22 protein-coding genes are annotated in these 25523 nt (G+C 50.3%); 16 read left to right on the top strand and 6 right to left on the bottom strand.

All coding sequences use genetic code 11. The annotated features are described in order from the left end of the window. Positions 1-3: 3 nt before the first annotated feature. The gene (locus tag L1N85_RS02875) at positions 4-1374 is read right to left on the bottom strand and encodes a YheC/YheD family endospore coat-associated protein (protein ID WP_235234731.1); all 1371 of its coding nucleotides are present in this window, start codon (positions 1372-1374) and stop codon (positions 4-6) included. Between the two features lie 265 nt (positions 1375-1639). Here L1N85_RS02875 and L1N85_RS02870 point away from each other — a divergent pair, with 265 nt between their 5' ends. Then, the gene (locus L1N85_RS02870; RefSeq protein WP_235234671.1) at positions 1640-1921 is read left to right on the top strand and encodes a hypothetical protein; all 282 of its coding nucleotides are present in this window, start codon (positions 1640-1642) and stop codon (positions 1919-1921) included. A gap of 151 nt (positions 1922-2072) precedes the next feature. Here L1N85_RS02870 and L1N85_RS02865 read toward each other — a convergent pair whose 3' ends face one another. Next, positions 2073-2426 (bottom strand): helix-turn-helix domain-containing protein, encoded by a 354-nt coding sequence (locus L1N85_RS02865; RefSeq protein ID WP_235234670.1) that lies wholly within the window; start codon positions 2424-2426, stop codon positions 2073-2075. Positions 2427-2653: 227 nt separating this feature from the next. On the opposite strand from L1N85_RS02865, the gene L1N85_RS02860 reads away from it, so the two are divergent. Together L1N85_RS02860 and L1N85_RS02855 are read left to right on the top strand one after the other, a co-directional pair. Beyond that, on the top strand, positions 2654-3130 hold the full coding sequence (locus L1N85_RS02860) for a hypothetical protein (protein ID WP_235234669.1): 477 nt from the start codon (positions 2654-2656) through the stop codon (positions 3128-3130). A gap of 88 nt (positions 3131-3218) precedes the next feature. Next, positions 3219-4574, top strand: a complete 1356-nt coding sequence (locus L1N85_RS02855) for a DRTGG domain-containing protein (RefSeq protein ID WP_235234668.1) — start codon at positions 3219-3221, stop codon at positions 4572-4574. 10 nt (positions 4575-4584) lie between these two features. Here L1N85_RS02855 and L1N85_RS02850 read toward each other — a convergent pair whose 3' ends face one another. The 3 genes from L1N85_RS02850 to L1N85_RS02840 form a co-directional block, all read right to left on the bottom strand. Then, the gene (locus tag L1N85_RS02850; protein WP_235234667.1) at positions 4585-4881 is read right to left on the bottom strand and encodes a YtpI family protein; all 297 of its coding nucleotides are present in this window, start codon (positions 4879-4881) and stop codon (positions 4585-4587) included. Between the two features lie 88 nt (positions 4882-4969). Next, positions 4970-5485 (bottom strand): hypothetical protein, encoded by a 516-nt coding sequence (locus L1N85_RS02845; RefSeq protein ID WP_235234666.1) that lies wholly within the window; start codon positions 5483-5485, stop codon positions 4970-4972. A 2-nt stretch (positions 5486-5487) separates the two neighbouring features. Continuing rightward, positions 5488-5814 carry a YtrH family sporulation protein gene (locus L1N85_RS02840; protein WP_235234665.1) on the bottom strand — a complete coding sequence of 109 codons (327 nt, stop codon included), beginning with the start codon at positions 5812-5814 and terminating at the stop codon, positions 5488-5490. 109 nt (positions 5815-5923) lie between these two features. On the opposite strand from L1N85_RS02840, the gene L1N85_RS02835 reads away from it, so the two are divergent. From L1N85_RS02835 to ppk1, 9 genes are all read left to right on the top strand, one after another. Continuing rightward, complete coding sequence (locus L1N85_RS02835; RefSeq protein ID WP_235234664.1) at positions 5924-9487, top strand: DNA polymerase III subunit alpha; 3564 nt, start codon at positions 5924-5926, stop codon at positions 9485-9487. 196 nt (positions 9488-9683) lie between these two features. After that, positions 9684-10175 (top strand): phosphatidylglycerophosphatase A family protein, encoded by a 492-nt coding sequence (locus L1N85_RS02830; protein WP_235234663.1) that lies wholly within the window; start codon positions 9684-9686, stop codon positions 10173-10175. 97 nt (positions 10176-10272) lie between these two features. Further along, the gene (locus tag L1N85_RS02825) at positions 10273-10461 is read left to right on the top strand and encodes a glutamate decarboxylase (protein ID WP_102713806.1); all 189 of its coding nucleotides are present in this window, start codon (positions 10273-10275) and stop codon (positions 10459-10461) included. 43 nt (positions 10462-10504) lie between these two features. Next, positions 10505-11374, top strand: a complete 870-nt coding sequence (gene accD, locus L1N85_RS02820; RefSeq protein ID WP_235234662.1) for an acetyl-CoA carboxylase, carboxyltransferase subunit beta — start codon at positions 10505-10507, stop codon at positions 11372-11374. After that, positions 11364-12437, top strand: coding sequence for an acetyl-CoA carboxylase carboxyltransferase subunit alpha (locus L1N85_RS02815; protein ID WP_235234661.1), 1074 nt, complete (start codon positions 11364-11366; stop codon positions 12435-12437). The genes accD and L1N85_RS02815 overlap by 11 nt, the downstream gene beginning before the upstream one ends. 88 nt (positions 12438-12525) lie before the next feature. Next, positions 12526-14280, top strand: a complete 1755-nt coding sequence (pyk, locus tag L1N85_RS02810; RefSeq protein WP_235234660.1) for a pyruvate kinase — start codon at positions 12526-12528, stop codon at positions 14278-14280. 104 nt (positions 14281-14384) lie between these two features. After that, positions 14385-14852, top strand: a complete 468-nt coding sequence (locus L1N85_RS02805) for an acyl-CoA thioesterase (RefSeq protein WP_235234659.1) — start codon at positions 14385-14387, stop codon at positions 14850-14852. A gap of 54 nt (positions 14853-14906) precedes the next feature. Next, positions 14907-15299, top strand: coding sequence for an FxsA family protein (locus L1N85_RS02800; RefSeq protein WP_235234658.1), 393 nt, complete (start codon positions 14907-14909; stop codon positions 15297-15299). A gap of 153 nt (positions 15300-15452) precedes the next feature. Continuing rightward, positions 15453-17519 (top strand): polyphosphate kinase 1, encoded by a 2067-nt coding sequence (gene ppk1, locus L1N85_RS02795; protein ID WP_235234657.1) that lies wholly within the window; start codon positions 15453-15455, stop codon positions 17517-17519. Here the strand turns inward: ppk1 and L1N85_RS02790 are convergent. Next, positions 17491-19038 carry a Ppx/GppA phosphatase family protein gene (locus L1N85_RS02790; RefSeq protein WP_235234656.1) on the bottom strand — a complete coding sequence of 516 codons (1548 nt, stop codon included), beginning with the start codon at positions 19036-19038 and terminating at the stop codon, positions 17491-17493. The genes ppk1 and L1N85_RS02790 overlap by 29 nt on opposite strands. Positions 19039-19369: 331 nt before the next feature. Between L1N85_RS02790 and citZ the strand changes: the two genes are divergently transcribed. From citZ to recQ, 4 genes are all read left to right on the top strand, one after another. Continuing rightward, positions 19370-20482 carry a citrate synthase gene (citZ, locus tag L1N85_RS02785; protein WP_235234655.1) on the top strand — a complete coding sequence of 371 codons (1113 nt, stop codon included), beginning with the start codon at positions 19370-19372 and terminating at the stop codon, positions 20480-20482. 118 nt (positions 20483-20600) lie between these two features. Beyond that, positions 20601-21896, top strand: coding sequence for an NADP-dependent isocitrate dehydrogenase (icd, locus tag L1N85_RS02780; protein WP_235234654.1), 1296 nt, complete (start codon positions 20601-20603; stop codon positions 21894-21896). A gap of 347 nt (positions 21897-22243) precedes the next feature. Beyond that, positions 22244-23188 carry a malate dehydrogenase gene (gene mdh / locus L1N85_RS02775; protein WP_235234653.1) on the top strand — a complete coding sequence of 315 codons (945 nt, stop codon included), beginning with the start codon at positions 22244-22246 and terminating at the stop codon, positions 23186-23188. A 104-nt stretch (positions 23189-23292) separates the two neighbouring features. Beyond that, the gene (recQ, locus tag L1N85_RS02770; RefSeq protein WP_235234652.1) at positions 23293-25452 is read left to right on the top strand and encodes a DNA helicase RecQ; all 2160 of its coding nucleotides are present in this window, start codon (positions 23293-23295) and stop codon (positions 25450-25452) included. Positions 25453-25523: the final 71 nt, after the last annotated feature.

Below are 25523 nucleotides of genomic sequence, written 5' to 3'. Positions count from 1 at the left end.
CCATCAAAATCCCGATAAAAAACGGGAGTATTGAATCATCATGCGAACGGAAGGACGTATTTTATTGTCATTCAGCGGCGTATTATCATTTTTGGAAGGCTTGGAATTAACCTCGAGCAGCCACACTCTGCCGCTCGTATCCATCGCCAAATCGATGCCGAGCTCTCCGAAGTGCGCGGGAATTTGCGTATCTACGCCGTGTGCGATATGAAGCGCGGCCTGCTTCAGCCTCTGCGATGCATCCTGCCTGCTAATGCCGGACTGCAGATTGGATCTCGCTATGGCTTCGCCGACCGAGCTGAGCGTGCCGCCGCGAGCCAGGTTTGATACGAAATGATGATTTCCGGCCGTTCGGGCCACTATGGATGTAATGGTCCATTTGCCGCTGATGTTCTTCTGGACAAGCGCGCGAAAGTCGACCGGACGTTTCTGGATATCGATCAGTTGCAGACCCTGCTGGATTTGGTAACGAACGGTTTTCATCTTCGCCGAGATGGTCGAGAACAGCTTGACTAAACTCGTATATTGCTGTCTGCGAGTACCGGCTGATGTCGCATACATCGCCTGGTAATTGCTCTCGTCCAAACGGGTGATTCGAATGATTCCTTTGCCGAGGCTGCCTCGAACGGGTTTGAGAAAAACGTTGTTATAACGCAAGCACATCGATTTCAGCATCGTGTAGTTGCGCAGCGAATGCGATTCGGGCAAGTAGCGCACTAGTGATTCGTCCTTCTTCAGCGCCTCGAATACCTCGGTTTTATCCAGAAACTTTTCGTTGAAAACGGTTGTCTGATGCTGCTGTTTTACTTCCTTCATAAAATGTTGTACGCTGGGTCTGTTCTCCAGTTTTCTGGAGGTTAAACGGTTATTGACGACATCGGGCACGGGCATGGTGACTCGCCGCCAGCCGTCTGCGTAGATCCAGCCGTCAACGGTGCTAATGTTGCTGCCGATTTGGTTCGGCGTGAAAAAATAAACGTACGCGCCTTGCGTCGTACAGGCTTCGACAAGCTCCCTGCAGAACATGGTGATGGAGCCGAACGGCTTATCCGGCATATGCGGGTAATCACGGCTGACGAGCACGCCAATTAATGGTCCCAATACAAGCGCGGATGTTCCGGCCTTGTATTGTATCCGCACCGCCGAGCCGTTCGTTAATCCCAGCTGCCTGGCTAAGCTTTGGCTCATTCTCATACCGTCGTACTTTGCGACGGGAATGACCTTCACATGCTGGCGAAAGGAACCGAATTTCAATAGGATGTGTTGTCCTTGAGGGATTTTCCACTGCTTAACATGTGCTTCGCCAAGCATGAGCGTATCTTCCGGAAGCATGCCGGAGCTGATCACCTGTACGGCTACTCTCGATTTGAGCATCATAAATCTCCTTCCTAGCAGGAGGATGACGATAAGTGGTAAGCGGCCTGTAGGTGTTTTACACGAATTACTTCATCATATGAGGACATCTATCCCTTTGTGAATCAGAACCGGAGGAGAGGCTTGTGTTGTTTTCATTAGCTTTTCCATCGTTCACTTGGTTCGGCTTGCTATAGCAACGGTCATATCTCTCCAGCTACTTTCATAGGATGATAGTGCGGACGGGATTCAGCCGCTTACGATCTTGTGAAGGAGTTGAGGATTAATGTTATCTGGGAAAGGCCGCCATGTATTGTATTTGCTCATAGCGCTTGCGATGCTCGTATACGGGCTTCCGCGTATTGAGCTTAATGCGCTCTGGGATGGGACGAGCCTCTTTGGACTTGTCTGGACCTTGTTCGCGTTCATTATCGTTGCCGCTCACGTTAACGCGCTGCTGATGAAGGAAGAGAAACGCAAGGAGCTGGCTCGCATCAAACGGGCCAAAGCGCTTCTATGGGAGCGTAAGCTGGTGGAGAAAGCGATGGCCAAAAGAGCTCGGGGATAGCCGGTAGGAGGTTTTCGCGACGCTGCGATTAAGATTGCAAAATAAAAAGAAACTGTTCTTGGTGATGGAAGCAGTCCGCCATTTCCAAAGGAACAGTTTCTTTGCATATCTATGGTATTCCATTATTTGATACATTGTTGAGAAGAGGCTGCTAATTCAATTCCTTAAACTGAACGAGCTGCTTGACGAATTTGTAAACGGCTTCCTGCTCCTTCAGACTGAGACCGTTCAATTGATGGGCGATTTTATCGGCGAAGCCATCTTCATCAGCGTCATTTGAATCATACGGACGAGCGGGCACATTGACGATTTGACCGATCGGCAATTGAAGGGCAAGCGCAATTTTGCTGAGCACGTCGATTGTCGGATTTTTTTCTCCCCGTTCAACCTGTCCCATATAGGAAGCGTTAATATCGGCGCGTAGAGCCAGCTGCTCCTGGCTTAAACCTCTTTTTTTGCGCAGCTGGCGTATATTTTCTCCTATAAGCCCTGCAATCTCACTCATTTTGTCACCTCAAGCTAACGATAGAGCTTTCCTTCTCGATCAACAACATTCTATAGAGTATATTCATAATAATGACTATAGTCATTGACGAATGAATGGACTCTTTACTATAATTGTGTAAAAAGTATCATTCTATTATCATGATTACCTGTTTAGGTTCAATTTACCAATTCCGCTAGACATGATAGGATATAGAATGGCGCTAACGTGGATGTGAGGAGGCTGACATGGTGGTTGACGAATTCGAGTTTTTTAGAAAAGTCCGCGCATATTATTGCAATGTTCCCTTCCTTGTTCAATTCACGTACCGGTTGTCTCATCGGGTTGACAAAGCGGTAGCCGCTCACGGCTCCTTTAGCTGCCGGGTCAATCCGCATACGCAGATCGTGGAATATGTGCTTGAGCTTAAATCTGATCCGATTTCAAGGCCGTTCAGCGAGCAGAGCTCGTTTTTGTTTTCCAGCATATATGAAGAAATTCCTGTGCAAAGCATTGAATTCGAAAATCATCTAATTCAGTCGCTGCGTTATCCGATTCCGATCGAGTATGACTGGCAATCCTTCATTATGTCAGGAGCAGAAGCAGCCATTAACGTACAATCCATTCAACAGCTGTTCCGAAAGCGGAAGCTGAAGGGTGCTGACGGACAAGCGGTAGACGGAAAGCTTAAAGTTGAGAAGGTTCTGCTGAAATGGCAGCTATAATATAGAAGAGCGGTAGGGAACAAGCATGACTTGTGCCTCGCTTTCTCCTATAATAGAAGGAGATTGCTTGCAGGACGGAGGAATGGCTATGGCTCTGATCGGACCGGGAAATGAAACGAGCACGAAGCACGAACAAATTTTACACTATATCCAAGGCTTGAAGATCGGCACGAAAATTTCCGTAAGGGCGATTGCCAAAGCATTGAGTGTTAGCGAAGGGACGGCATATAAAGCGTTCAAGGAAGCGGAGAACATAGGACTTGTAAGCACCAAGGAGCGTATCGGCACGGTAAGAATCGACCGCAAAAGGCGTGAAGCGCTTGACCAGCTTACCTTCGGCGAAGTAGCCGACATCGTAGAGGGGAAATTGTTTGGCGGAGCGTCCGGCCTGGATAAAACGCTTCATAAATTCGTTATCGGAGCGATGGAGCTCGATGCGATGCTGCGTTATATCGACGAAAGCAGCCTTCTGATCGTAGGCAACCGCGTCGGTGCTCATCGCTGTGCGCTCGAGGAAGGCGCGGGCGTTCTGATTACCGGCGGCTTCGAGCCCAGCGCGGAAGTCATCAAGCTGGCAGACGAGCGTTCGCTTCCGATTCTATCCTCCCGGCACGATACGTTTACCGTCGCCTCTATGATTAATCGCGCGATGTACGACAGGCTTATCAAACGGAAAATTATGCTGATCGAGGATATCGTAACGTTCAGCCGTCCCGCCGACGTGCTGCGGACGGGCCAAACGATCGCCGACTTCCATAAGCTGTCGCGGGAAACGGGCTACTCCAGATTTCCGGTAGTGGATGAACGGAGCAGGGTGGTTGGGATGATGACGGCCAAGGATGCGGTCGGCTCGCCCGAGGATAGCGCGGTCGATAAGCTGATGACGAAGCAGCCCATAACGGCTGCGCCGAATATTACCGTTACGTCGGCAGCGCACATGATGGCTGGGGAGGGCATTGATTTATTGCCGATTGTAGATCGGCACCGCAAGCTTCTTGGCCTCGTAACCAGGCAAGAAGTACTTGATGCGATGCGTTTTGCCGGCAAGCAGCCTGAATCGGGCGAGACCTTTGAGGATTTAATGTGGACGGGCTTTATGGCTTTCCGCGGCTCGGCCGGCCAGGACGAATTAGGAATCGCCTACAAAGGGACGATCACGCCGCAAATGTCAGGATCACTCGGCATGGTATCGGAGGGTTTGCTCGCTACTTTAATGACGCAGGCTGCAAGAAGAATGATTCGCGAGACGGCAAGGCGCGACTATTTGCTGGAGAGCATGACGACCTACTTTGTAAGGCCGGTCCAAATTGACAGCGAAATTACGATAATACCGAAGGCGCTGGAGATGAGCCGGAAATTTACGAAGCTGGAGATCGAGGTTATCGATACGCAAGGGCTGGCCGCCAAGGCGATGCTGACGGCCCAAATGATTGATCCCTATTGATTATGCGCGGTTAGCCTCTTGTTGTGCGGTAGAGACTGAGATTGCGGAGTCCGGCAAATAGATTGAACACGCCGAGCACCATGAACACGGCGCCAATGACGATACGAAGCGTAGATTCGCCGGACAGGAACAGCTGAACGAGCGCAATAAACAACAGCATGATCCCCATGCTGATATTCATTCTGGCGGTGAATAATCCCCTTGTTCTGGCATCCGTGGAACGACGGGATTTGAAACTGAAGACGGCCGAAAGCACGAGTGAAATAAAGATGCCCGGCGCGAATAGCCATTGCATAAGCTGATCCATGACAAAATAGCTCCTTTGAATTATGTAGTAGCAGCTTTAATTGCGAAAGCAGACAGGCTCTATTGTACCAGAAAAAGCTGCAATGTGCTTAGGAAGGAGGTCTCGCATAATTACGGACGATCACCCATACTTGCAGGACGTTGTCTACAACGAGTATGGTTTTTACTTCAATCTCGTAATCCTTGCCGTATACATCGGTATAAACCTTCTTGTCCAGCACCTTGCGGGCAAATTGCGCGTCAGAATCGATTTTGTAAATACTCTGTCCTAGAAAACTGCTGAGGTCTTTCTTTATTCGTGTGATAAGCTCGGCCTCAGTTACTTGGTCAAGCTTTGGTCTGCCTGTGTCTTGTCCGGCTTCCTTTTCAATTCGCGGCAAAACACTTTTAATGACTGTATGCTGATTTTTGAATTGCTTTAAACCTTTGATGTCATTCTCATATTGCTCCAGCTTCTCCTCCAGCTCGCTCTTTAAGGTAATTAACGCTTGGAATTCCACCACATAAAGCGAGTTATAAATGATTGCCCCGATGATCATTCCGAGAATCAGCACCCCAACCAGCTGCAATCCCCTTATGTAACGGTCAAATGGCGGCACACGCATTTTTAGACGGCTCCCTTGCATATAAGGCGAACCAGCTCTGTACCGAGATGCGCGCCGAGAAATGCGATAAGAATAAAGCAAATCTGCTGCGCTGCCGGCGACAAATGGCCTGCCGTGATATTGCTCTCAATGACGCGAACGGGATCGATCGATCCGCCGATCGCTGCTACGATGGCCCAAATTTTCAGTCTGGCAGCCGTATCGACCATCGTAGTCGCAGGCGGCAGCAGCATGAATACCGAGCCAATGCCTGCCAGCATCGAGCCCCCAATGACGACACCGAACGCTATAAAGAAATCAAGTCCGGCCTTGGACAAAAAATAGCTCATGGTTAAACCTCCTCAAAGTACAGCCTGCTACCATTCTATGGGCGTGTCCGCCTTTATTATGATAAAATAGAAGGAACTAATTCGGACGACGCGGAAAGGAACGGTTGCGATGAGCGGTACGAACCAACAGTCATTCGTGCATTTGCACGTACACAGCGAATATAGCCTGTTAGACGGCGCCGCAAGAATCCGCGACCTGGCGGCGAGAGCCGCCGAGCTTGGCATGAAGGCGCTCGCGTTGACCGATCACGGGGTCATGTACGGGACGGTGCCCTTCTACCGTGCTTGCCGGGCCCAAGGCATAAAGCCGATCATCGGCTGCGAGCTCTATTTGACGGCCGGCTCCCGTTTTGAGAAGGGGAACCGCAAGGATAACCCGATTTATCATCTTATCGTTCTTGCCAAAAACGAAACCGGCTACCGCAATCTGATGAAGCTGAACACGATCGGACATTTGGAAGGCTTCCATTACAAGCCTAGAGTCGATTTGGAGGCGCTGCGAGAGCACTCTGAGGGGCTTATATGTTTGAGCTCTTGCTTGAAGGGGGAAATATCGCAGCATTTGCTGTATGATCGCCGGGAAGAAGCGAAGCAAGCCGCAATGCGTTACAAGGAAATATTCGGTGACGACTTTTATTTGGAGCTGCAGGATCACGGCATGCTGGATCAGAAGAAGGTCGCTGCGGCGATGATCGAACTATCTCGCGAGACCGGCATTAAGCTGGCTGCAACCAATGACGTTCATTACTTAAGAGCCGAGGACGCGGCTGTTCAGGATGTGCTTCTATGCATCGGTACGGGGAAAACGGTCGACGATACGGATCGCATGCGCATGCTGACCGATCAGCTATATTTGAAAAGCGCGGACGAAATGGCGCTATTGTACCGGCATGTGCCGGAAGCGCTTGCGAATACGGTTGAAATTGCCGGTAAATGCGAGCTCGAGCTGACGCTTGGACGCGCGGCCCTTCCGGTATTCAGGCCGGTGCCGGAGGGCATGAGTTCATCCGATTATTTAGCGGCGCTTTGCCGCGACGGATTGATTGCGCGATATGCGGGTTTTCCCGAATGGGCAACCGATACGGACTATCGCGAGAAGGCGGAGAAGCGGCTGGCCTACGAGCTTTCCGTTATCGACAATATGGGCTTCAGCGATTACTTTCTAATCGTATGGGATTTCGTGCGCTTTGCCCATGAACAAGGCATCCGAACGGGACCGGGAAGGGGCTCATCCGCTGGAAGCTTGGTTGCTTATGCGCTTCGCATCACGGATGTCGATCCGCTGAAGTATAAGCTGTTGTTCGAACGCTTCCTCAATCCGGAACGGATCTCGATGCCGGATATCGACATCGACTTCAACGATGAGCGCCGCGATGAGGTTATTGCATACGTCGCCGCCAAATACGGCGATGAGCATGTAGCGCAAATCATTACGTTCGGCACGATGGCTGCCAAAGCAGCCGTGCGGGATGTCGGAAGAGCGATGAACGTTCCGTTTCAGGAGGTCGATCGCGCGGCGAAGCTCATCCCGAATCAATTGGGCATTACGCTGGCGGATGCGCTTCGCACCAGCACGGAACTGCGCGAGGCAAGCGGGCGTCAGCCGAAGACCGCTGCCATGCTTGAGATGGCCGTAAAGGTGGAAGGGATGCCGCGGCATGCTTCGACGCATGCAGCCGGCGTCGTCATTTCGCAGGAGCCGTTAACGCATTATTCGCCGCTTCAGGCGGGAAGCGAGCGCATTCCTCTTACGCAATATTCGATGGAGCATTTAGAAGCGGTAGGCTTGCTCAAAATGGATTTTCTCGGCTTGCGGACCTTATCGATATTAGAGCGGGCGCTTGATTGGGTGAAGGAGCAATATTATAAGGAAATCGACTTCCGTATGATAAATGATGCCGACCCGGAAACGTATGCCATGCTGGGACGCGGGGACACTACCGGCATATTCCAGCTGGAGTCTGCCGGAGTCAGGCGCGTCCTCAAGGATATGAAGCCGACCGGGTTCGAGGACATCGTTTCGGTGCTTGCTTTGTACCGTCCGGGTCCGATGGAGTTTATACCGAAATACATTCAAGGTAAGCATGGATTGGTTACGGTAGAGTATCCGCATCCCACGCTTGAGCCCGTCCTTTCCGACACGTACGGCATTATCGTGTACCAGGAGCAAATTATGCAGATTGCTTCATTAATGGCGGGTTTTTCGCTTGGAGAGGCCGATCTGCTGCGCCGCGCCGTATCGAAGAAAAAACGCGAGGTGCTTGACGAGGAAAGGGCGCACTTCGTAAAGGGAAGCCTGGGGCAGGGATATTCGGAAGCGGATGCGAATCATGTATACGATATGATCGTGCGTTTCGCCGATTACGGCTTTCCACGAGCGCATGCCGCAGCTTACGGCGTGCTTGCCTTTCAGACGGCATGGCTGAAAGCTCATTATCCCGTTCCATTTATGGCTTCGATGCTGGCATCGGTGACCGGCAACCAGCGCAAGACGGCCGAGTATGTCGATGAATGCAGGCGAATGGGCATCGAGGTGTTGCCGCCGGATGTTAATGAAAGCGGCGTTTCCTTTGCCCCTGTCGATAAAGCCGTTCGTTTCGGGCTTGCCGCGATCAAGAACGTCGGTACGCAGGCCATCGAAGCGCTCCGGAAGGAACGAGGGGAACGGCCTTTCGAAAGCTTGCTTGATTTGTGCCAGCGCGTCGATTTGCGTGTGGTGAATAAGCGTGTGCTGGAATCGCTTATTCAAGCAGGAGCCTGTGACTCGCTTCCCGGCCATCGGGCACAGCTGCTAGCGGCCCTTGAGGAAACAGTGGAGGCCGCGGTCAAATGGCGTAAGGAGCGCGAAGAGTTGCAAATCGAAATGTTCGGCTTTGACGAGGTGCAAAATTGGGATGTCGAGCTTCCTGATATCCGCCCTTATACGAAGGTGCAGCAGTTGGATTTTGAGCGGGAGCTGCTTGGTCTGTATTTATCGGGACACCCGCTCGATGCAGCGGAGCAGCAGCTCGCGAGCCTCGGTCTCGATCGGCTGGTCGAGCTGAGCGATGCGAAGGACGGTATGATCGCGATCGTCGGCGTCATGCTCGTTTCTGTGAAGCCGTTTACGAACAAGAAAGGACATGCCATGGGCTTCCTTGAGGTAGAGGATCGCATCATGCGTGTGGAGGCGGTCGTGTTTCCGTCGGTCTGGAAGCGGGTGGAAAGCAAACTGGAGAAAGGCGGCCTTGCGATCGTTCAGGCGACCGTTCAACAACAGGACGATGACTTTAAGCTTATTATCGAGGATGTCGTACCGCTTGACAGCGTCGCAATGAACCTGGGAGAGCATGTGCGGCGTCTGCAGAAGCAAGCGCATGCCCGCGCAGCGCGCAGCGCTTCCCCCGCAGTTGCCGGGATCAAGCAAGAAAACGATAAGGCTCGACGAATGGACGGAGAGCGAAAGCCCCAGCGGGTTTATATTAAAATCGTTGCGGCGAATGAACAGCCTGTAATATTAGCCAAGCTCAAAGAGCTGCTGGCAGGCCATGCCGGCCAGCTTGGCACGGTTCTATTTTACGAGCAGGGTCAGAAGTCGATCGAGCTAAGCGACAGCTACCGCGTAAAGCCTTCGCCGCAGCTGATCTCAGCTATTGAGGAGCTGCTCGGCAAAGGTACGATAGTCGTAAGATAACGGATGAATCAAAAAAACTCGCGAACAATTGCATTTCATAGGCACGTCAATGCTTGTACCCGCATATGTTTAGAGATACAAGCGGAGATGGCTTTAATAGCCAAGGAGTTCGATTGGCGGCCATGGGTCGGCCTCAACCGCTTATGCTTATGTTTCCGAAATGAACGTACAAGCAGTTGCGGGAGGGATGGGGCTTATGACGGGTATCGAGAAATGGCTCTTGAAACGGGGAGTTTCGGTTGATGATGTGACGAAGATCGTGTATACGCTGCAGCGCCCTTATAACGGGGATTTGACGTTGGAGGAATGCGAGGAGAGCGTCAGAGCGGTGCTTGCGAAGCGCGAGGTGCAATATGTCATGTATACCGGCATAGCTCTAGATGAATTAGCTGAACGAAGACTGCTGCCTGAGCCCTTGCAGTCGATTATGGAAAACGATGAGTCGCTATACGGTGTTGATGAAACGCTGGCGCTTGGCATTACGAATGTTTACGGCATGATCGGATTGACGAGCTTCGGATATTTGGATAAAGTAAAACCCGGTATTATTCGTCAGTTGAATTTGAAGGGCGAACGAATTCATGTATTTTTGGACGACTTGGTTGCAGGATTAGCGGCCGCCGCATCTGCCCGCATTGCACATCAGGACCCGAAAGCGATCCGATATGATTTGCCGGATTCCCCATGACTATGGTATCATTATGACATCATATGGCCAGTTACCGGGAAATAGCTATGCTTAGTAAGTGAACTTTGCGTTAGCAAAGTTTTCAGGAGGTACCATGATGTGGACGGTCATTTATATCGCACCAACAGCAAAAATCGCAGATAACATCAAGAAGCGGCTTACGGAGGAAGGTTTTTTGGTGAAGATCCGCTCCGTTAATCTGTCAAAACAGCAATACGAGATACTAGTTCCGTCAGGCGAACTGGAGGAAGTACAGGAAGTGTTTAACTCCATAATGCGGCCATGATGGTAGACTGCTCTATACTATTGCGCCTTGAGAGGTGTCACACGTGCAAATAAAGGACTTATTTACGAAGAAGAAATATGCGACGATACCTTCGGAGCCGCGCAAGCGGGATATTCCGGAAGGTTTGATGAATAAGTGCTCGAAGTGCGGCACGATTCAGTACAGCAAAGAATTGGAAAAGAATTTAAAGGTTTGCTCCTCCTGCGGCCATCATTTCCGGCTAAGCGCATGGGAAAGGATCGGCATAACGCTCGATGATGGGCATCTGCTCGAGTATGATGCGAATATGGAATCCATCGATCCTCTTGCATTTCCTGGTTATGCAAGTAAGCTTGAGCAGCAGAAAAGCAAGTCGAACCTGCGAGAAGCTGTTATAACGGGAGAAGGCACGATCGGCGGTTTTCCAGTTGTCGTAGCGGTTATGAGCTTTGATTTTTTCACCGGGAGTATGGGTTCAGTCGTCGGAGAGAAGATTACTAGAGCAATCGAAGCGGCTCATGCCAAGCAGCTGCCGCTTCTTATTTTCTCTACGTCTGGCGGCGCCCGGATGCAAGAGAGTATTTTAAGCCTTATGCAAATGGCGAAAACGAGCGCTGCGCTCTCTAAATTTCAAGGCGCCGGCGGTTTGTTTATTTCCATTTTCACAGATCCTACTACGGGCGGGGTTTCAGCAAGCTTTGCGAGCTTGGGCGATTATAATTTGGCCGAGCCTGGCGCATTAATCGGTTTTGCCGGACGTATTGTCATCGAACAAACGATTCGCCAGAAGCTGCCTGATGATTTCCAAACGGCAGAGTTTAATTTGCAACATGGCCAGTTGGATAAAGTCGTACACCGCAAAGACATGAAGCCTACGTTAGCAAAGCTGCTTGATATGCATTGCGTAAGGGAGGAAACATCCTATGGCGGGTGAGCTGCCTTTTGAGAAACCGCTGAACGATTTCCGGCAAAAGATTACAGAGCTGAAGAACTTAAGCGTGGAGAAGGGGATTGACTTCTCGGAAGAAATAATACGCTTGGAGCAGAAATGCAAGCAGCTTGAGGATGAGCTTTATAACGAGCTTACGCCAGCACAAAAAATGCATATGGCCCGTCATCATCAGCGGCCAACGTCGCTTGATTTCATCCAAACGGTGTTTACCGATTTTATGGAACTGCACGGCGATCGTCTGTTTGCCGATGATCTTGCTATCGTAGGCGGTCTTGCTAAGCTTAATGGTGTTCCAGTTACTGTAATTGGCCATCAGCGAGGCAAGGATACGCGTGAGAATATTGCTCGTTTCTTCGGCAGCCCTCATCCAGAGGGCTTTCGCAAGGCGCTTCGGTTTATGGAGCAAGCCAACAAGTTTAAGCGGCCAATTATTACCTTTATTGATACGAAGGGCGCATATCCGGGCAAAACCGCCGAGGAGCGCGGACAATCAGAAGCGATTGCTCGCAACCTCCGGGAGATGGCCGGCTTCGGCGTGCCTATCATTTGCATCGTTATAGGTGAAGGCGGCAGCGGCGGCGCGTTAGCTTTAGGTGTGGGCAACCGGGTATTAATGCTGGAAAATGCGATTTATAGCGCTATTTCTCCAAACGGCGCGGCATCCATTCTGTGGAAGGATGCGTCCAGGGCGGATCAAGCTGCCGAAGCGATGAAAATTACAGCGAAGGATTTGCTGGAATTCGGCGTTATTGAGGATATCATTGCAGAACCGCAGGGCGGCGCTCACAAAGATTTAGAATTTCAGGCTGAACAAATTAAGGATAAGCTATGGCAGCATCTTCAGGAGCTATTACCGATGAATGCAGAGCAGCTTATCGAGGATCGCTACAATAAATTCCGGAAAGTAGGCCAGTTCCGGATAGCCCAGCAGCAGTCAACGGAGACTTCCAGCGCATCTGCGCAGGAAGCAAGTACGGTTGACAGAATCAGCGAAATTGCACAATCGGCTGAGCAGACTCCAGAAGCGGCTCCGACCGCACAGTAACAACGTGTACAATTTTCCACTGCATATGCAGTGGAGGATCGTGTCAGTATATAATAGAATATCAGGCATTTGACGGAGGAAATTTAACATGCGTAAAACAAAAATCGTTTGTACTATCGGACCATCCAGCGAATCGTTGGAAAACACAAAGAAACTCATCAAAGCAGGAATGAACGTTGCCCGTCTTAACTTCTCCCACGGAGATTTCGAGGAGCACGGTAACCGTATCAAGAACATTCGCCTTGCAAATGCAGAGCTGGGTACTTCAGTTGCCGTGTTGCTTGATACGAAAGGACCTGAAATTCGTCTTGGCAAGCTGAAGGAAGAGCCGATTGAACTTAATCAAGGCGAGACCATTACACTTACTACAGAAGAGATTTTGGGCGATCGTAATCGCGTTCCGATTACATACAACAATCTTCCAAACGATGTATCCGTTGGCTCGACTATTTTGATCGACGATGGTTTGATCGGCTTGACGGTAGAAGAAGTGCAAGGCACAGAGATCATTTGCCGTATTGTAAACAGCGGGCCGATCAAAAGCAAAAAAGGCGTAAACGTACCTGGCGTGAAAATTTCTTTGCCTGGTATTACGGAGAAAGATGCCAATGATATCGTATTCGGTATCGAGCAAGGCGTTGATTTTATCGCGGCTTCCTTCGTGCGCAAAGCTAGCGACGTGCTGGAGATTCGTGAGCTTCTTGAGCGCCATGACGCAGGACATATCCAAATCATTTCAAAGATCGAAAACCAAGAAGGCGTTGACAATCTGGATGAAATTCTTGAAGTGTCCGACGGTCTGATGGTTGCGCGCGGCGACCTTGGCGTAGAAATTCCAGCCGAGGAAGTTCCGCTCGTTCAAAAGAACATGATTAAAAAAGGCAATCGCGTAGGAAAACCGGTTATCACGGCTACTCAAATGCTGGATTCCATGCAGCGCAATCCTCGTCCGACCCGTGCCGAAGCAAGTGACGTAGCGAATGCGATCTTCGACGGCACGGACGCAATCATGCTCTCCGGCGAAACGGCAGCAGGCCGTTATCCGGTCGAATCGGTGCAGACGATGGCTCGTATCGCGGAGCGTGCTGAGAATGCTTTGGAATACCGTGAGATTTTCACGAAGCAAGCCAATGCTCAACAAACGACCGTTACGGAAGCCATTAGCCAAGCCGTTGCGAACTCTGCGCTTGATCTGCGCGCGAAAGCGATTATTACTTCTACGCAAAGCGGTTTTACGGCTCGCATGGTGTCGAAGTACAAGCCTAAGTCTCCGATTATTGCTGTAACGACGGATGAAAAGGTGCTGCGTCGTCTTTCACTCATTTGGGGCGTATTCGCTGTATTGGGTCCAGATGCCGCTACAACGGACGAGATGTTCGAAAATGCTGTAAAAGGCGGTATGAGCACGGGCTTCCTAAGCTTGGGCGACACAGTCGTGATTACAGCAGGCGTACCTGTTGGCCGCTCCGGAACAACGAACCTGATCAAAATTCACCACATCGGTGAGCTTTTGGCGCAAGGACAAGGTATCGGAAGTCAAACCGCAACCGGTAAAATTGTTGTTGCCCGCACGCCTCAAGAAGCAATCGCGAAAACGACGCAAGGCTCCATTCTTGTAGCGGTTTCGACAGACAAAGAATATATGCCTGCATTCGAGAAAGCGGCAGCGGTTATCACAGAGCAAGGCGGCATTACAAGCCATGCCGCGGTTGTTGGTCTTAACCTTGGCATCCCTGTTATTCTTGGAGTATCGAACGCGACAGAGCTGCTTCAGGATGATATGGAAGTGACCATTTACGGCGAAACCGGCGTGATCTATCACGGCCAATCGAAGGTTCTGTAAATAACAATTCTCATCGGGAAACAAATCATAACGAGCAAATGCGAAAGCGATGGTGATCTCACCGTCGCTTTTTGTTAACCCCGCACTTTCGAAGGAGGAGCATCATGAGCGTAACCAGCAGTTGGTTCTTGCATCCGCTTCGCGTCCGGTATCAAGAAACGGATCAAATGGGCGTCGTTTTTCACGGCAATTATGTAACTTGGTTTGAAGTTGGACGTACGGAATGGATAAGAAATGCCGGCTATGACTATAAGACGATCGAGAAGAAAGGACTGCTGCTCCCGGTCGTTGATTTGCAATGCCGTTATATCCTTCCTGCTCGTTATGATGATACCGTTCTTGTATGTACGCGTATTTCGGAATGTTCGCCTCTGCGCGTTACCTTTGAATCACAGGTAAGAAGAGTAACACAAACAGATTTTCATGAGAAGCTGCTCTCATCGGATGAACAGCTGCCGGGCGAGCTGTTAGTCGAAGGAGGAACGAAACATGTGTGGGTGAACGAGCAATGGCAGCCAGCTCGATTAAACAAGGTGATACCGGATTTATATGAGCGATTGCGCAAAACCTAAGCTCATGCTTACGAAGTAAGTTTTGCTTCGCAAAACTTTTGAGGAGGATCAATCATGAACAGATGGCTGTTAGCTGTAATTATTGTTTTACCCTTTTTGGAGTTGTGGGGCATACTGCAGGTAGGCAATTGGCTTGGAGGCTGGACGGCTTTTTTAATTCTTATGATAATGGGATTAGCCGGTGCTTTCTTGTCGCTTGCAGAGGGAAGAAAGGTATGGAGCGAGGCGCAGCACCAATTACAGCTCGGACAAATTCCGGGCCGTTCACTGTTGGACGGTATCTGTGTCGTTGCGGGCGGACTTTTATTGCTGCTGCCAGGTTTTTTCTCAGACATACTAGGCATTACTTTGCTTTTGCCCGCTACGCGTACATTTTACCGTCAATTGATGCTTCAATGGATCGAAAAAAGAATGCGAGGCGGTCATTTTAAAATCGGACGCTTCTAATATTTACGTCCTTTTTACAAAAGGTTAACATGGAAATAATAGTCATACCTCATAATAGAATAGTAATGCATCTTTTAACCATTCATATCGTGAGAGTGAGCTCTTGGCTTACGAAGTTAGTTTGCCTTGCAAACTTTTCAGGAGGCGTGAGAAATGACTAAGCAGATGTCCAACTATGTAAACCGCGATTTGAGTTGGATCGAATTTAATCGAAGAGTTCTGCAGGAAGCGCAAGATACAAGCAATCCTTTGCTTGAACGAACGAAGTTTTTGGCCATTGTCACAAGCAATCTTGATGAGTTCATGAGCGTGCGAGTGGCAGGTATACAGATGCAGATGAGAGCGGGTTTAACGAAGACCGATTTCACTGGCTATACGGCACCGGGACTATGGAAAAGATTGATAAAACGTGCGACGCAGATGGTGCTAGATCAATACCGCACCTACCGGGAAGTATTTCGCTGCTTGAGCCGGGAAGGTATTTTCATTCGGTCCATCGATGAGCTGAATGTGACGCAGACGAAAGCGGTTTCGGACTATTTTCACGAAATCGTATTTCCTGTTCTTACGCCCATGGCAGTCGATCAAAGCAGACCGTTTCCGCTTGTTCATACGAAGGAATTATATTTATCCGTTCTGCTTCGGCAGGAGGGAGATCCTCCAGAGGAGGAGCCTTACTTTGCCATCGTGCAGGTTCCTTCCATTTTGCCAAGGTTTGTACCGGTGCCTGGAAGAACAAACAGCAAAAAAACGGAATTCGTGCTTCTTGAGGATTTGATCGAGAAGTTTATAGATACGTTGTTTAATGGATACATACCTTTCTCGGTTAGTCCGTTCCGGCTGACCCGCGACGCAGACATCACTTTGAATGAAGAGGATGCGGAGGATCTGCTGGAGGAAATCGAGAAGGAGCTGCGACGCCGCCGCTGGGGAATTCCGGTTCGTCTCGAGGTTGCGAAAGGCATGCATCCCTATGCACTCGAAATGCTCACGGAAGAGCTCGAGATCGAAGATAATTTATTCGAAATCGACGGCCCCCTTGATTTGAGCTTCCTTATGAAGTTCGTCAGCGCGCTGCAGGGCTATGAGCATTTGCGCTACGAGAAGCTGGAGCCGGTATATCCAAGGGAGTTTGACGATACCGATGATATGTTCGAGGTTATTCGTCAGCGAGACGTACTCATGTACCACCCTTATGAATCATTCGATGCCGTAAACGATTTTGTGATGCAGGCCGCATACGATCCGGACGTACTGGCGATAAAGATGACGCTGTATCGCGTCAGCGGCCAGTCTGCGCTAGTACAAGCGCTTGGGAAGGCAGCCGAATCGGGTAAGCAGGTGACCGTCGTTGTGGAGCTGAAGGCAAGGTTTGACGAGGAACGGAATATTGCGTGGGCCCGTCAGCTCGAGAAGGCCGGCTGCCACGTCGTGTATGGGTTAGTTGGTTTAAAGACGCATGCCAAAATATTGCTTGTCGTTCGGCGCGAGCAGGGAACGCTTCGCCGTTATGTACATGTCGGAACAGGCAATTACAACGATAGTACGGCTACCTTGTATACGGATATCGGTTTATTTACCTCTCATCCCATCATTGGAGGAGACGCTTCGGCGCTTTTCAATGAGGTGACAGGTTATTCCTCTCCTTATGAATGGAAGGCTTTCGGCGTTGCTCCTACCGACTTGAAGGAAAAGCTTTTTCGACTTATCGATCGTGAGCGCTTGAATTCGATGGCTGGCAAGCCAGCTCGAATTATTGCCAAGATGAACTCCTTGTCGAATCAGGAAATGATCGATAAGCTGTATGATGCCTCGCAGGCCGGCGTGAAGATCGTACTTATCGTCCGCGGGGTATGCTGCCTCAGGCCGGGCGTGCCCGGCAGGAGCGAGAACATTCAGGTCATCAGCATCGTGGACCGTTTCCTCGAGCATTCGAGAATCATGTACTTCTATAACGGCGGAGAAGAGGAAGTATATTTGTCCAGCGCAGATTGGATGACGCGCAATCTGACCCGCCGCATTGAGCTCATGTGTCCGGTATTCGATACCTCGCTGCGGCAAATCTTAATAAAAATGCTGCAGCTCAACATTAACGATAACGTTAAGGCGCGTGAGCTGCAGCCAAATGGAACTTATGAGCATATTTCGAGTGAGAATAACGAGCCGTTCCGCAGTCAATTCGAGGCAAAGGTTATTTCGTCGTGGAAGGACAGGGCTTAACGGCATAGTCTAAAAAGGGCGTTACTCCCCACAGCTTTCTAAATTCAGCCCCAAGCTCAACTACCTCGCGGCATTCTACCGCCAGTGAGCCGCGAGGGTGAACGGGACGCAGCAGCAGCTGCGTTCCGTTCAATTGGATGTTCAATTGGCCGATGGCTTGCGTTTCCGTCCGGTCTAACGCCGCGGATAGCTGAAGGAGCGTACCAAGCTTATAAATGACATCCAGATCGGTTTCATTCAGCAGCTCCTTATAATCGGAAATATGCTGACGGGCGCGGCTTTTGCTTTTGTATGAGGCAATAGCGGCCGTTATGATGATTTCGCGATGCGAGAGACCGTTTAAATGCGAGTTAATGATGAGATAAAAGGAATGTCTGGCGTACTCGTAATAATCGATCGATGCACCGATTCTGAATAGCTGTGAAGCCGCATTCAGCAGCACTCTCGTTTGCGGCGGCAATGGATTGGCGAAATTGAGAACGTCGTAAAGCTCAAGTGCCAGCCGGTTGACCTGCATCACGTGCTGCTTAGGCGCCTCTGGATGCAATGCGATCAGGTTGCTCATGCTGTAAGCCAGCACATCGTCAAGCTTCGGCTGGTTCCGGAACCTGGTCGCATGGAATAAGCCGTCCCGCAGCCCGGCACCGCAAATGCGATAGTGAGTCGCTTTGGCAGCACGGAATAATGCGCGCAAAATAGCTACGCCGGGAACGACTACGTCGGCGCGGTCCTTGGACAAGCCCGGCAGCTTGCGTCTCTTATCCAGCGGCAGCTTGCGCATTTGATCAAATAGCTCGTCTGCATGTTCGCCTGTAATCGGATAATTATGGGTTTGCGGGAAGGGGTACTTATAAGCTGCCTGATGCATTTTGCCCAGCGCCCTTACCGTACCTCCCACACCGACCAAAGGCAGCCCGGGAGCGTTGCCGATCCAGCTCTCCTGGCGGATCGCATCGGTTACGAGCGCCTCAAGCGCTCTTAAACCTTCGTCCTGCAGCATGCCCTTCGCTCCGAAACGCTTATTAAGACTAACGCAGCCGAACGGGAACGAAACGCTGCGTACTAACGCGCGATTACGGAATAACGAAAGCTCTGTGCTGCCGCCTCCGATATCGATTAAGAAGCCGTCTCGAATAAGAAGCGAATTAATCATTCCAATGAAGCCGTAAGAGGCCTCCTCTTCGCCTGATAATAATTCAATCTTTAAGCCGGTCGCTGTTTTTATCCGTTCCAAAATGGCTGGCCGATTGGCTGCATTCCTAATGGCGGCAGTAGCAACCGCGCGAACTTGGCCGGTATGATTGTGCGTGCATATCATTGTGAAATGGAGCAGCGTGTCGATCAATTCGTCAATGGCTGCATCTGAAAGGCGGCCGTCCTCGTCAATCCGCTCGCTCAGCCGCGCAGGCTGCTTGCTGCTGTCCGCTACGCGATGAGCGCCGTTCACGGTTTGTTCGTATACGACCAGCCGGACAGAGTTGGAGCCGATGTCTATAATTCCGATGCGTTGTCCTGTCATGTAGCGCCTCCGATGCGACAGATTTTACTCGAATTCAAGGAACGTAACTTTCGGGGTAATCTCTTTTGGACATTTTACCATTATATTCGTTTCAGTAAAAATAGTTTTACGGCGTGGCTAAAAATGGCGGGAATAGGGAAAAATGCAGCAGGAGCATTTGACACGAAAAGATAAAATTCGCAACGAAAAAAATATTAATGAAGCCGATAAAGCATTTTTATGTCTGTATTTGTTCACTTCATTGCCAAAATCATTTATGATTAAAAGCGATGGTACAAATAATGAATCCCTATTTAATGTTAACTATACCCATGTTAAAGGAGAGAGAACGATGACAGCAACTAAAGGTCTGGAAGGAATCGTCGCCGCGGCGTCTTCCATCAGCTCAATCATTGACGGAGTTCTGACGTACCGTGGCATCGATATTGATGACCTGGCAGCAAATGCTACTTTTGAAGAGGTCGCCTATCTGCTTTGGTACGGTAAATTACCTAATCGTTCCGAATTAGACGGTCTGCAGAAGCAGTTAGATCAATTTGCAGCTGTTCCGCAAGGCGTACTTGATCAAATTAAGCTATACCCGAAAGACACGAATTCGATGGCTGCTCTTCGTACGGCTGTCTCCAGCTTGGCATTGTATGATGCTTCCGCTAACGATATGTCCCTTGAAGCGAATCAGCTTAAAGCGATTAAATTACAAGCGCAACTGCCAACGGTAATTGCAGCGTACGCACGTATCCGTGAAGGCAAAGAGCCTGTAGCTCCGAAGCAAGGCGTATCCATTGCCTACAATTTCTTGTATATGCTTACAGGCAACGAGCCTGCCGAAGTAGCCGTTAAAGCACTTGATCAGGCGCTTGTTCTTCATGCCGACCATGAGCTGAACGCTTCGACATTTGCAGCTCGCGTTACGGTTGCGACTTTGTCGGACATCTATTCGGGCGTAACGTCCGCAATCGGCGCTTTGAAGGGTCCTTTGCACGGCGGCGCGAACGAAGCGGTTATGGTTATGCTTGAAGAAATCGGTTCGGCCGCAAACGTCGAAAGTTTTATTAACAATGCGCTTGCGAACAAACACAAAATTATGGGCTTCGGCCACCGCGTCTACAAAAACGGAGATCCGCGCGCGAAGCATTTGCAAAAAATGTCCCGCGAGCTTGGCAAGCTGACTGGCAATATGGAGCTGTATGAAATGTCTGTCAAAATCGAAGAGCTGGTTACAGGGCAAAAGGGCTTGAAGCCGAACGTAGACTTCTACTCCGCTTCCGTTTATACGACGCTGGAAATCCCGCGCGACCTATTTACACCGATCTTTGCCATTAGCCGCGTTTCCGGATGGAGCGCGCATATTCTCGAGCAATATCAAGATAACCGTTTGATCCGTCCGCGCGCTGATTACGTTGGACCGGTTAATGCAAAATATATCCCGATCGAGCAACGCTAAACATTAAATTACGTTACAATGAAAGGAGAGGGCGAACAAGCTGTTCGTTCTCCATTTTCGCGAAAATAAACCAAACACTACTTGCCCGGCAAGTACATATCTAAGGAGGATTTCATTCATGGCTCAGTTCGAAAAATTCGCGCTTCCAACAGAAGGCGAGCAAATTACAATCGATAACGGCGTACTTCAGGTGCCTAACAACCCAATCATTCCTTTCATCGAAGGCGACGGCACAGGCCGTGATATCTGGAAAGCATCGAAACGCGTACTGGATGCAGCTGTAGAGAAAGCATACAGCGGCAGCAAAAAAATCGCTTGGTACGAAGTATTTGCAGGCGAAAAAGCATTTAACGAATACGGCGAGTGGTTGCCAACTGATACACTTACAGCCATCCGTGAATACATCGTTGCGATTAAAGGACCTTTGACAACGCCAATCGGCGGCGGTATCCGTTCCCTGAACGTTGCTCTTCGTCAAGAGCTTGATCTGTACACTTGCCTTCGTCCGGTTCGTTACTTCACTGGCGTACCTTCCCCGGTCAAACGTCCTGAGCTGGTTAACATGGTTATTTTCCGTGAAAATACAGAAGACATTTATGCAGGTATCGAGTATCAAGAAGGTACTCCAGAAGTGAAAAAAGTGATCGAGTTCTTACAAAAAGAAATGGGTGCTAACAAAATCCGCTTCCCTGAAACTTCCGGTATCGGTATTAAGCCTGTATCGAAAGAAGGCTCACAGCGCCTTGCCCGCGCGGCGATCGAATACGCGATCCTGCACAACAAAAAATCTGTTACGCTCGTACACAAAGGCAACATCATGAAGTTTACAGAGGGCGCGTTCAAAAACTGGGGTTATGAAGTGGCAGAGCAAGAGTTTGCTGAGCAAACGTTCACTTGGAGCCAATATGACCGCATCAAAGAAGCAGAAGGAACAGACGCTGCGAACAAAGCGCAGGCTGAAGCTGAAGCTGCCGGCAAAATCGTCGTGAAGGATGCGATCGCCGACATCGCACTTCAACAAGTTCTTACTCGTCCGACTGACTTTGACGTAATCGCTACTTTAAACCTGAACGGTGACTACCTGTCCGACGCGCTTGCAGCTCAAGTTGGCGGTATCGGTATCGCGCCGGGCGCGAACATCAACTACTTGACTGGCCACGCTATCTTCGAAGCGACTCACGGTACTGCACCGAAGTATGCGGACAAAGACGTCGTTAACCCGGGTTCCGTTATCTTGTCCGGCGTTATGATGCTTGAGCACCTTGGCTGGCAGGAAGCGGCTGACCTTATCTATAAAGGCATGGAAACATCCATCAACAACAAAACCGTAACCTATGACTTCGCCCGCTTGATGGAAGGCGCAACAGAAGTGAAATGTTCTGCTTTCGCTGACGAGATCATTAAAAACATGTAGTTGAAGCATTATCAATTAATAATCATTGGTAACCTCTAACCCCAGTGTACATACTGCACTAGGAGGAATGGCGTCCCGCAGGGACAATTCCACTGCTCTTACCACCAGCTTAAAGCGTGTCCCGAAGGGATGGAAGCGTGCCTTGTTCGAAAACTGCACAGTCACGCCTGTGTAACTCCTTCGTTCGTCCAATTGGCAGGTGTCCAGAGGGCGCAGCGCCCCCAAGGTCCTCCCTTGGAAGGGAGGATTTAGGAGGGTTCGAAAGCCCTTCAGGGTTTGGGTGTAAAGATGGGGGTCAAAGGGGTCTCCCCATGAAAATAAGCAATGAACGGGAGGTTTTATACAAGATGGCCATAAAACGTAAAAAAATCACGGTAGTGGGAGCTGGCTTCACGGGAGCTACTACAGCGCTTATGCTTGCACAGAAAGAGCTTGGCGATGTTGTGCTTGTCGATATTGCACCGCTTGAAAACCCTACTAAAGGTAAAGCGCTGGATATGCTTGAGGCTACTCCGGTGCTTGGCGTTGACGCTAACATCATCGGTACTTCGAACTATGACGATACAAAGGATTCCGATGTGGTTATCATCACTGCAGGTATTGCCCGCAAGCCGGGAATGAGCCGCGATGATCTAGTTAACACGAACGCGGGAATCGTGAAATCCGTTTGCGAAAACGTAAAGGCGACTAGCCCGAACGCTTATGTCATCATTCTAAGCAACCCGGTTGACGCGATGACTTATGCGGCATTCGAAACGCTTGGTTTCCCTAAAAACCGCGTTATCGGTCAATCCGGCGTACTGGACACAGCTCGTTACTGCACATTTATTGCGCAAGAGCTTAACGTATCCGTTGAAGATGTTCGCGGCTTCGTACTTGGCGGACATGGCGACGATATGGTTCCGCTCGTTCGTTACTCGAACGCAGGCGGCATTCCGATCGAAAAGCTGATCCCTGCTGACCGTATCGAAGCTATCGTGCAGCGCGCTCGCGTTGGCGGCGGCGAAATCGTAAACCTGCTTGGTAACGGCAGCGCATATTACGCTCCGGCAGCATCGCTCGTACAAATGACAGAAGCGATCCTGAAGGACAAAAAACGCATTATTCCGGTAATCGCTTTGCTTAAAGGCGAATACGGCTACGATAACCTGTTCATGGGTGTTCCTGCGATCATTGGCGGCGACGGCATCGAGAAGGTACTTGAGCTTGATCTTACAGCTGACGAGAAAGCGGCGCTTGATAAATCCGCTCAATCCGTTCGCAACGTAATCCAAATCGTTACTGCAGGCTAATAAAGATAAGAGCTATTTGCATTTTGTAAGAAATGCGTATGGGAGGACCCTGACAGAAAACTGCCGGGGTCCTCTCTGTTTATTTTTCATAGGAGGGATACCGAATGATCGATCAGGCTAGAGAAGCTCTAAAACGGGTTTACGGCTTTGATACGTTTCGCAAAGGACAAGAGGATATTATATCCGGCATATTGCATGGACGCGATACGCTCGCTATTTTGCCGACAGGCGGCGGTAAATCGATCTGCTATCAAATTCCGTCCATGCTGCTGCCCGGCACCTCGCTTGTCATATCGCCCCTTATATCGCTGATGAAGGATCAGGTTGATGCGCTGCGGCGGGTAGGCGTATCGGCTGCATTTTTAAATAGCTCTCTTGGTGCGGCGGAGTACCGGGACGTCATGCGCAGTGCGCTGCAAGGAGAGTATAAGCTGCTGTACGTTGCTCCGGAGCGGCTCGATGCGCCTATGTTTCAGTCTTTGTCCGAGCAGCTCTCGATACCGCTCATTGCCATAGACGAAGCGCACTGCGTTTCACAATGGGGACATGATTTCCGCCCAAGCTACCGTCAGCTCGCCGGCTGGATCGGCAAAATGGCGAACCGTCCGCTTGTTGCTGCATTTACGGCTACCGCAACGACTGAAGTTGCGCATGATATTTCCGAAATGCTGAAGCTGCGAGATCCGAACTTGTTCGTAACCGGCTTCGCCAGACCTAACCTTTCACTCTCTGTCGTGACGGGGGTTGACAAAAAAAGGTTTCTGGATACGTTTGTTGCGCAGCGCAAAGAGCAATCGGGTATTATCTATGCGGCTACGCGTAAAGAGGTCGAGAACGTATATGAGCAGCTGATGCGCAGCGGCATTCAGGCGGGCAAATATCATGGAGGCTTGTCCGACACTGAGCGGGCCGAGACACAGGAGCGGTTTCGATTTGACGATATTCGCGTCATGGTTGCAACGAACGCTTTCGGTATGGGGATTGATAAGCCGAATGTTCGATATGTGCTCCACTGGCAAATGACCGGAGACATCGAATCGTATTATCAAGAGGCTGGTCGCGCCGGCCGGGATGGCGAGGAAAGCGAATGCATCCTGCTGTTCGAGCCTGCGGATATGCAGGTTCAGCGTTTCTTAATCGAGCAGGGAACGGGCGACTCGGATCGAAAGTCGATTCAGCTGTCCAAGCTCCATACCATGATGAATTACAGCCGTACGCAGCGCTGCTTGCAGCAATTTATCGTTGACTATTTCGGTGAAACCGGCGTTGAATCTTGCGGCAAATGCAGCAGCTGCCTCGACAAGAGCGAGCCGGTTAACCGGACGGACGAGGCGAAGATGGCGCTTTCCTGCGTAGGCAGAATGAAAGGCCGCTTCGGCGTTACGATGGCCGCTAAAGTGTTGAAGGGCTCCCGCGACAAGCGGCTGCTGGAATTCGGATTGGACCGGTTGACCACCTACGGGCTTATGCGCCATTTGCCCGAGAAGGAAATCGCGGACTGGCTGTACTGGTTAGTTGCTGAAGGCTATTTAAGATTAAGTGAGGGACAATATCCTGTTGTGTCGCTTACTGCAAATGCATTACCTGTGCTGGAAGGGCGGGAGATGATCATGCAGAGGGTTCGCGCCACTGTTCGGCAGTCATTGGCAGCCGATAGCGCAAGCGCCTCGCCGTTGTTCGATTCGCTTAAGCAGTGGCGTAAAGAAAAGGCTGCAGCAGAAGGCGTGCCGCCCTTCATGCTGTTTTTCGACGCGACGATCCGCGAGATCGCGAATGCACAGCCGCAAACCGTTCAGCAGCTGCTGGAAGTCAAAGGGATAGGGACCGCGAAAGCAGATAAATACGGCGAGGAGCTGCTTGCCATTATTCATTCGTTTGGCGGGGAGGAGAGAACCGCCCAGCCTGTTATCCACTCAGCAAACGCGAAAGTAACGTCCTCAAGACGCAGCCCCGCATCAGACGAGGAGCAGCCGAGCCATTTGACAACGCTTGAGCTTTTCCAAGCGGGGCAGGAGCCAGAGGATATTGCGAAGGATCGCGGACTGAGTAAGGTAACGGTCGAAGGCCACTTGATCCGCTGCGCCGATGAAGGCTATGACCTGGACTTCAACCGGATTATACCGGCTGACTATGAGGAATCCATCATTGCGGCGATCGAGAAGGTAGGAATCGATAAGCTGAGACCTATTAAAGAGGAGCTTCCGGACGAAGTTTCCTATTTCGCCATTCACGGTGTCATCAGTAAATATGGCATTAAAAAATAATGAGCCCCTTATACGGAGCGTAGTCATTTGAAAAAAATCCTGTTTCTGATAAACTATTTGTATTGCGCGTT

Source organism: Paenibacillus alkaliterrae (assembly GCF_021532375.1).
Taxonomy (GTDB): Bacteria; Bacillota; Bacilli; order Paenibacillales; family Paenibacillaceae; genus Pristimantibacillus; species Pristimantibacillus alkaliterrae.
Note: the sequence above shows the minus strand (reverse complement) of the source record. Positions and strands in the feature narration are given on the sequence as shown.

What these genes read in the sequence shown, in the direction of transcription:
- citZ (WP_235234655.1), top strand. Translation starts at nt 19,370, where the DNA reads ATGACAGCAACTAAAGGTCTGGAAGGAATCGTCGCCGCGGCGTCTTCC.
- L1N85_RS02835 (WP_235234664.1), top strand. Translation starts at nt 5,924, where the DNA reads ATGAGCGGTACGAACCAACAGTCATTCGTGCATTTGCACGTACACAGC.
- L1N85_RS02860 (WP_235234669.1), top strand. Translation starts at nt 2,654, where the DNA reads ATGGTGGTTGACGAATTCGAGTTTTTTAGAAAAGTCCGCGCATATTAT.
- L1N85_RS02875 (WP_235234731.1), bottom strand. Translation starts at nt 1,374, where the DNA reads ATGCTCAAATCGAGAGTAGCCGTACAGGTGATCAGCTCCGGCATGCTT.
- L1N85_RS02805 (WP_235234659.1), top strand. Translation starts at nt 14,385, where the DNA reads ATGAGCGTAACCAGCAGTTGGTTCTTGCATCCGCTTCGCGTCCGGTAT.
- pyk (WP_235234660.1), top strand. Translation starts at nt 12,526, where the DNA reads ATGCGTAAAACAAAAATCGTTTGTACTATCGGACCATCCAGCGAATCG.
- L1N85_RS02850 (WP_235234667.1), bottom strand. Translation starts at nt 4,881, where the DNA reads ATGGATCAGCTTATGCAATGGCTATTCGCGCCGGGCATCTTTATTTCA.
- mdh (WP_235234653.1), top strand. Translation starts at nt 22,244, where the DNA reads ATGGCCATAAAACGTAAAAAAATCACGGTAGTGGGAGCTGGCTTCACG.
- L1N85_RS02800 (WP_235234658.1), top strand. Translation starts at nt 14,907, where the DNA reads ATGAACAGATGGCTGTTAGCTGTAATTATTGTTTTACCCTTTTTGGAG.
- L1N85_RS02825 (WP_102713806.1), top strand. Translation starts at nt 10,273, where the DNA reads ATGTGGACGGTCATTTATATCGCACCAACAGCAAAAATCGCAGATAAC.
- L1N85_RS02815 (WP_235234661.1), top strand. Translation starts at nt 11,364, where the DNA reads ATGGCGGGTGAGCTGCCTTTTGAGAAACCGCTGAACGATTTCCGGCAA.
- icd (WP_235234654.1), top strand. Translation starts at nt 20,601, where the DNA reads ATGGCTCAGTTCGAAAAATTCGCGCTTCCAACAGAAGGCGAGCAAATT.
- L1N85_RS02840 (WP_235234665.1), bottom strand. Translation starts at nt 5,814, where the DNA reads ATGAGCTATTTTTTGTCCAAGGCCGGACTTGATTTCTTTATAGCGTTC.
- L1N85_RS02830 (WP_235234663.1), top strand. Translation starts at nt 9,684, where the DNA reads ATGACGGGTATCGAGAAATGGCTCTTGAAACGGGGAGTTTCGGTTGAT.
- L1N85_RS02845 (WP_235234666.1), bottom strand. Translation starts at nt 5,485, where the DNA reads ATGCGTGTGCCGCCATTTGACCGTTACATAAGGGGATTGCAGCTGGTT.
- L1N85_RS02870 (WP_235234671.1), top strand. Translation starts at nt 1,640, where the DNA reads ATGTTATCTGGGAAAGGCCGCCATGTATTGTATTTGCTCATAGCGCTT.
- ppk1 (WP_235234657.1), top strand. Translation starts at nt 15,453, where the DNA reads ATGACTAAGCAGATGTCCAACTATGTAAACCGCGATTTGAGTTGGATC.
- L1N85_RS02865 (WP_235234670.1), bottom strand. Translation starts at nt 2,426, where the DNA reads ATGAGTGAGATTGCAGGGCTTATAGGAGAAAATATACGCCAGCTGCGC.
- recQ (WP_235234652.1), top strand. Translation starts at nt 23,293, where the DNA reads ATGATCGATCAGGCTAGAGAAGCTCTAAAACGGGTTTACGGCTTTGAT.
- L1N85_RS02855 (WP_235234668.1), top strand. Translation starts at nt 3,219, where the DNA reads ATGGCTCTGATCGGACCGGGAAATGAAACGAGCACGAAGCACGAACAA.
- L1N85_RS02790 (WP_235234656.1), bottom strand. Translation starts at nt 19,038, where the DNA reads ATGACAGGACAACGCATCGGAATTATAGACATCGGCTCCAACTCTGTC.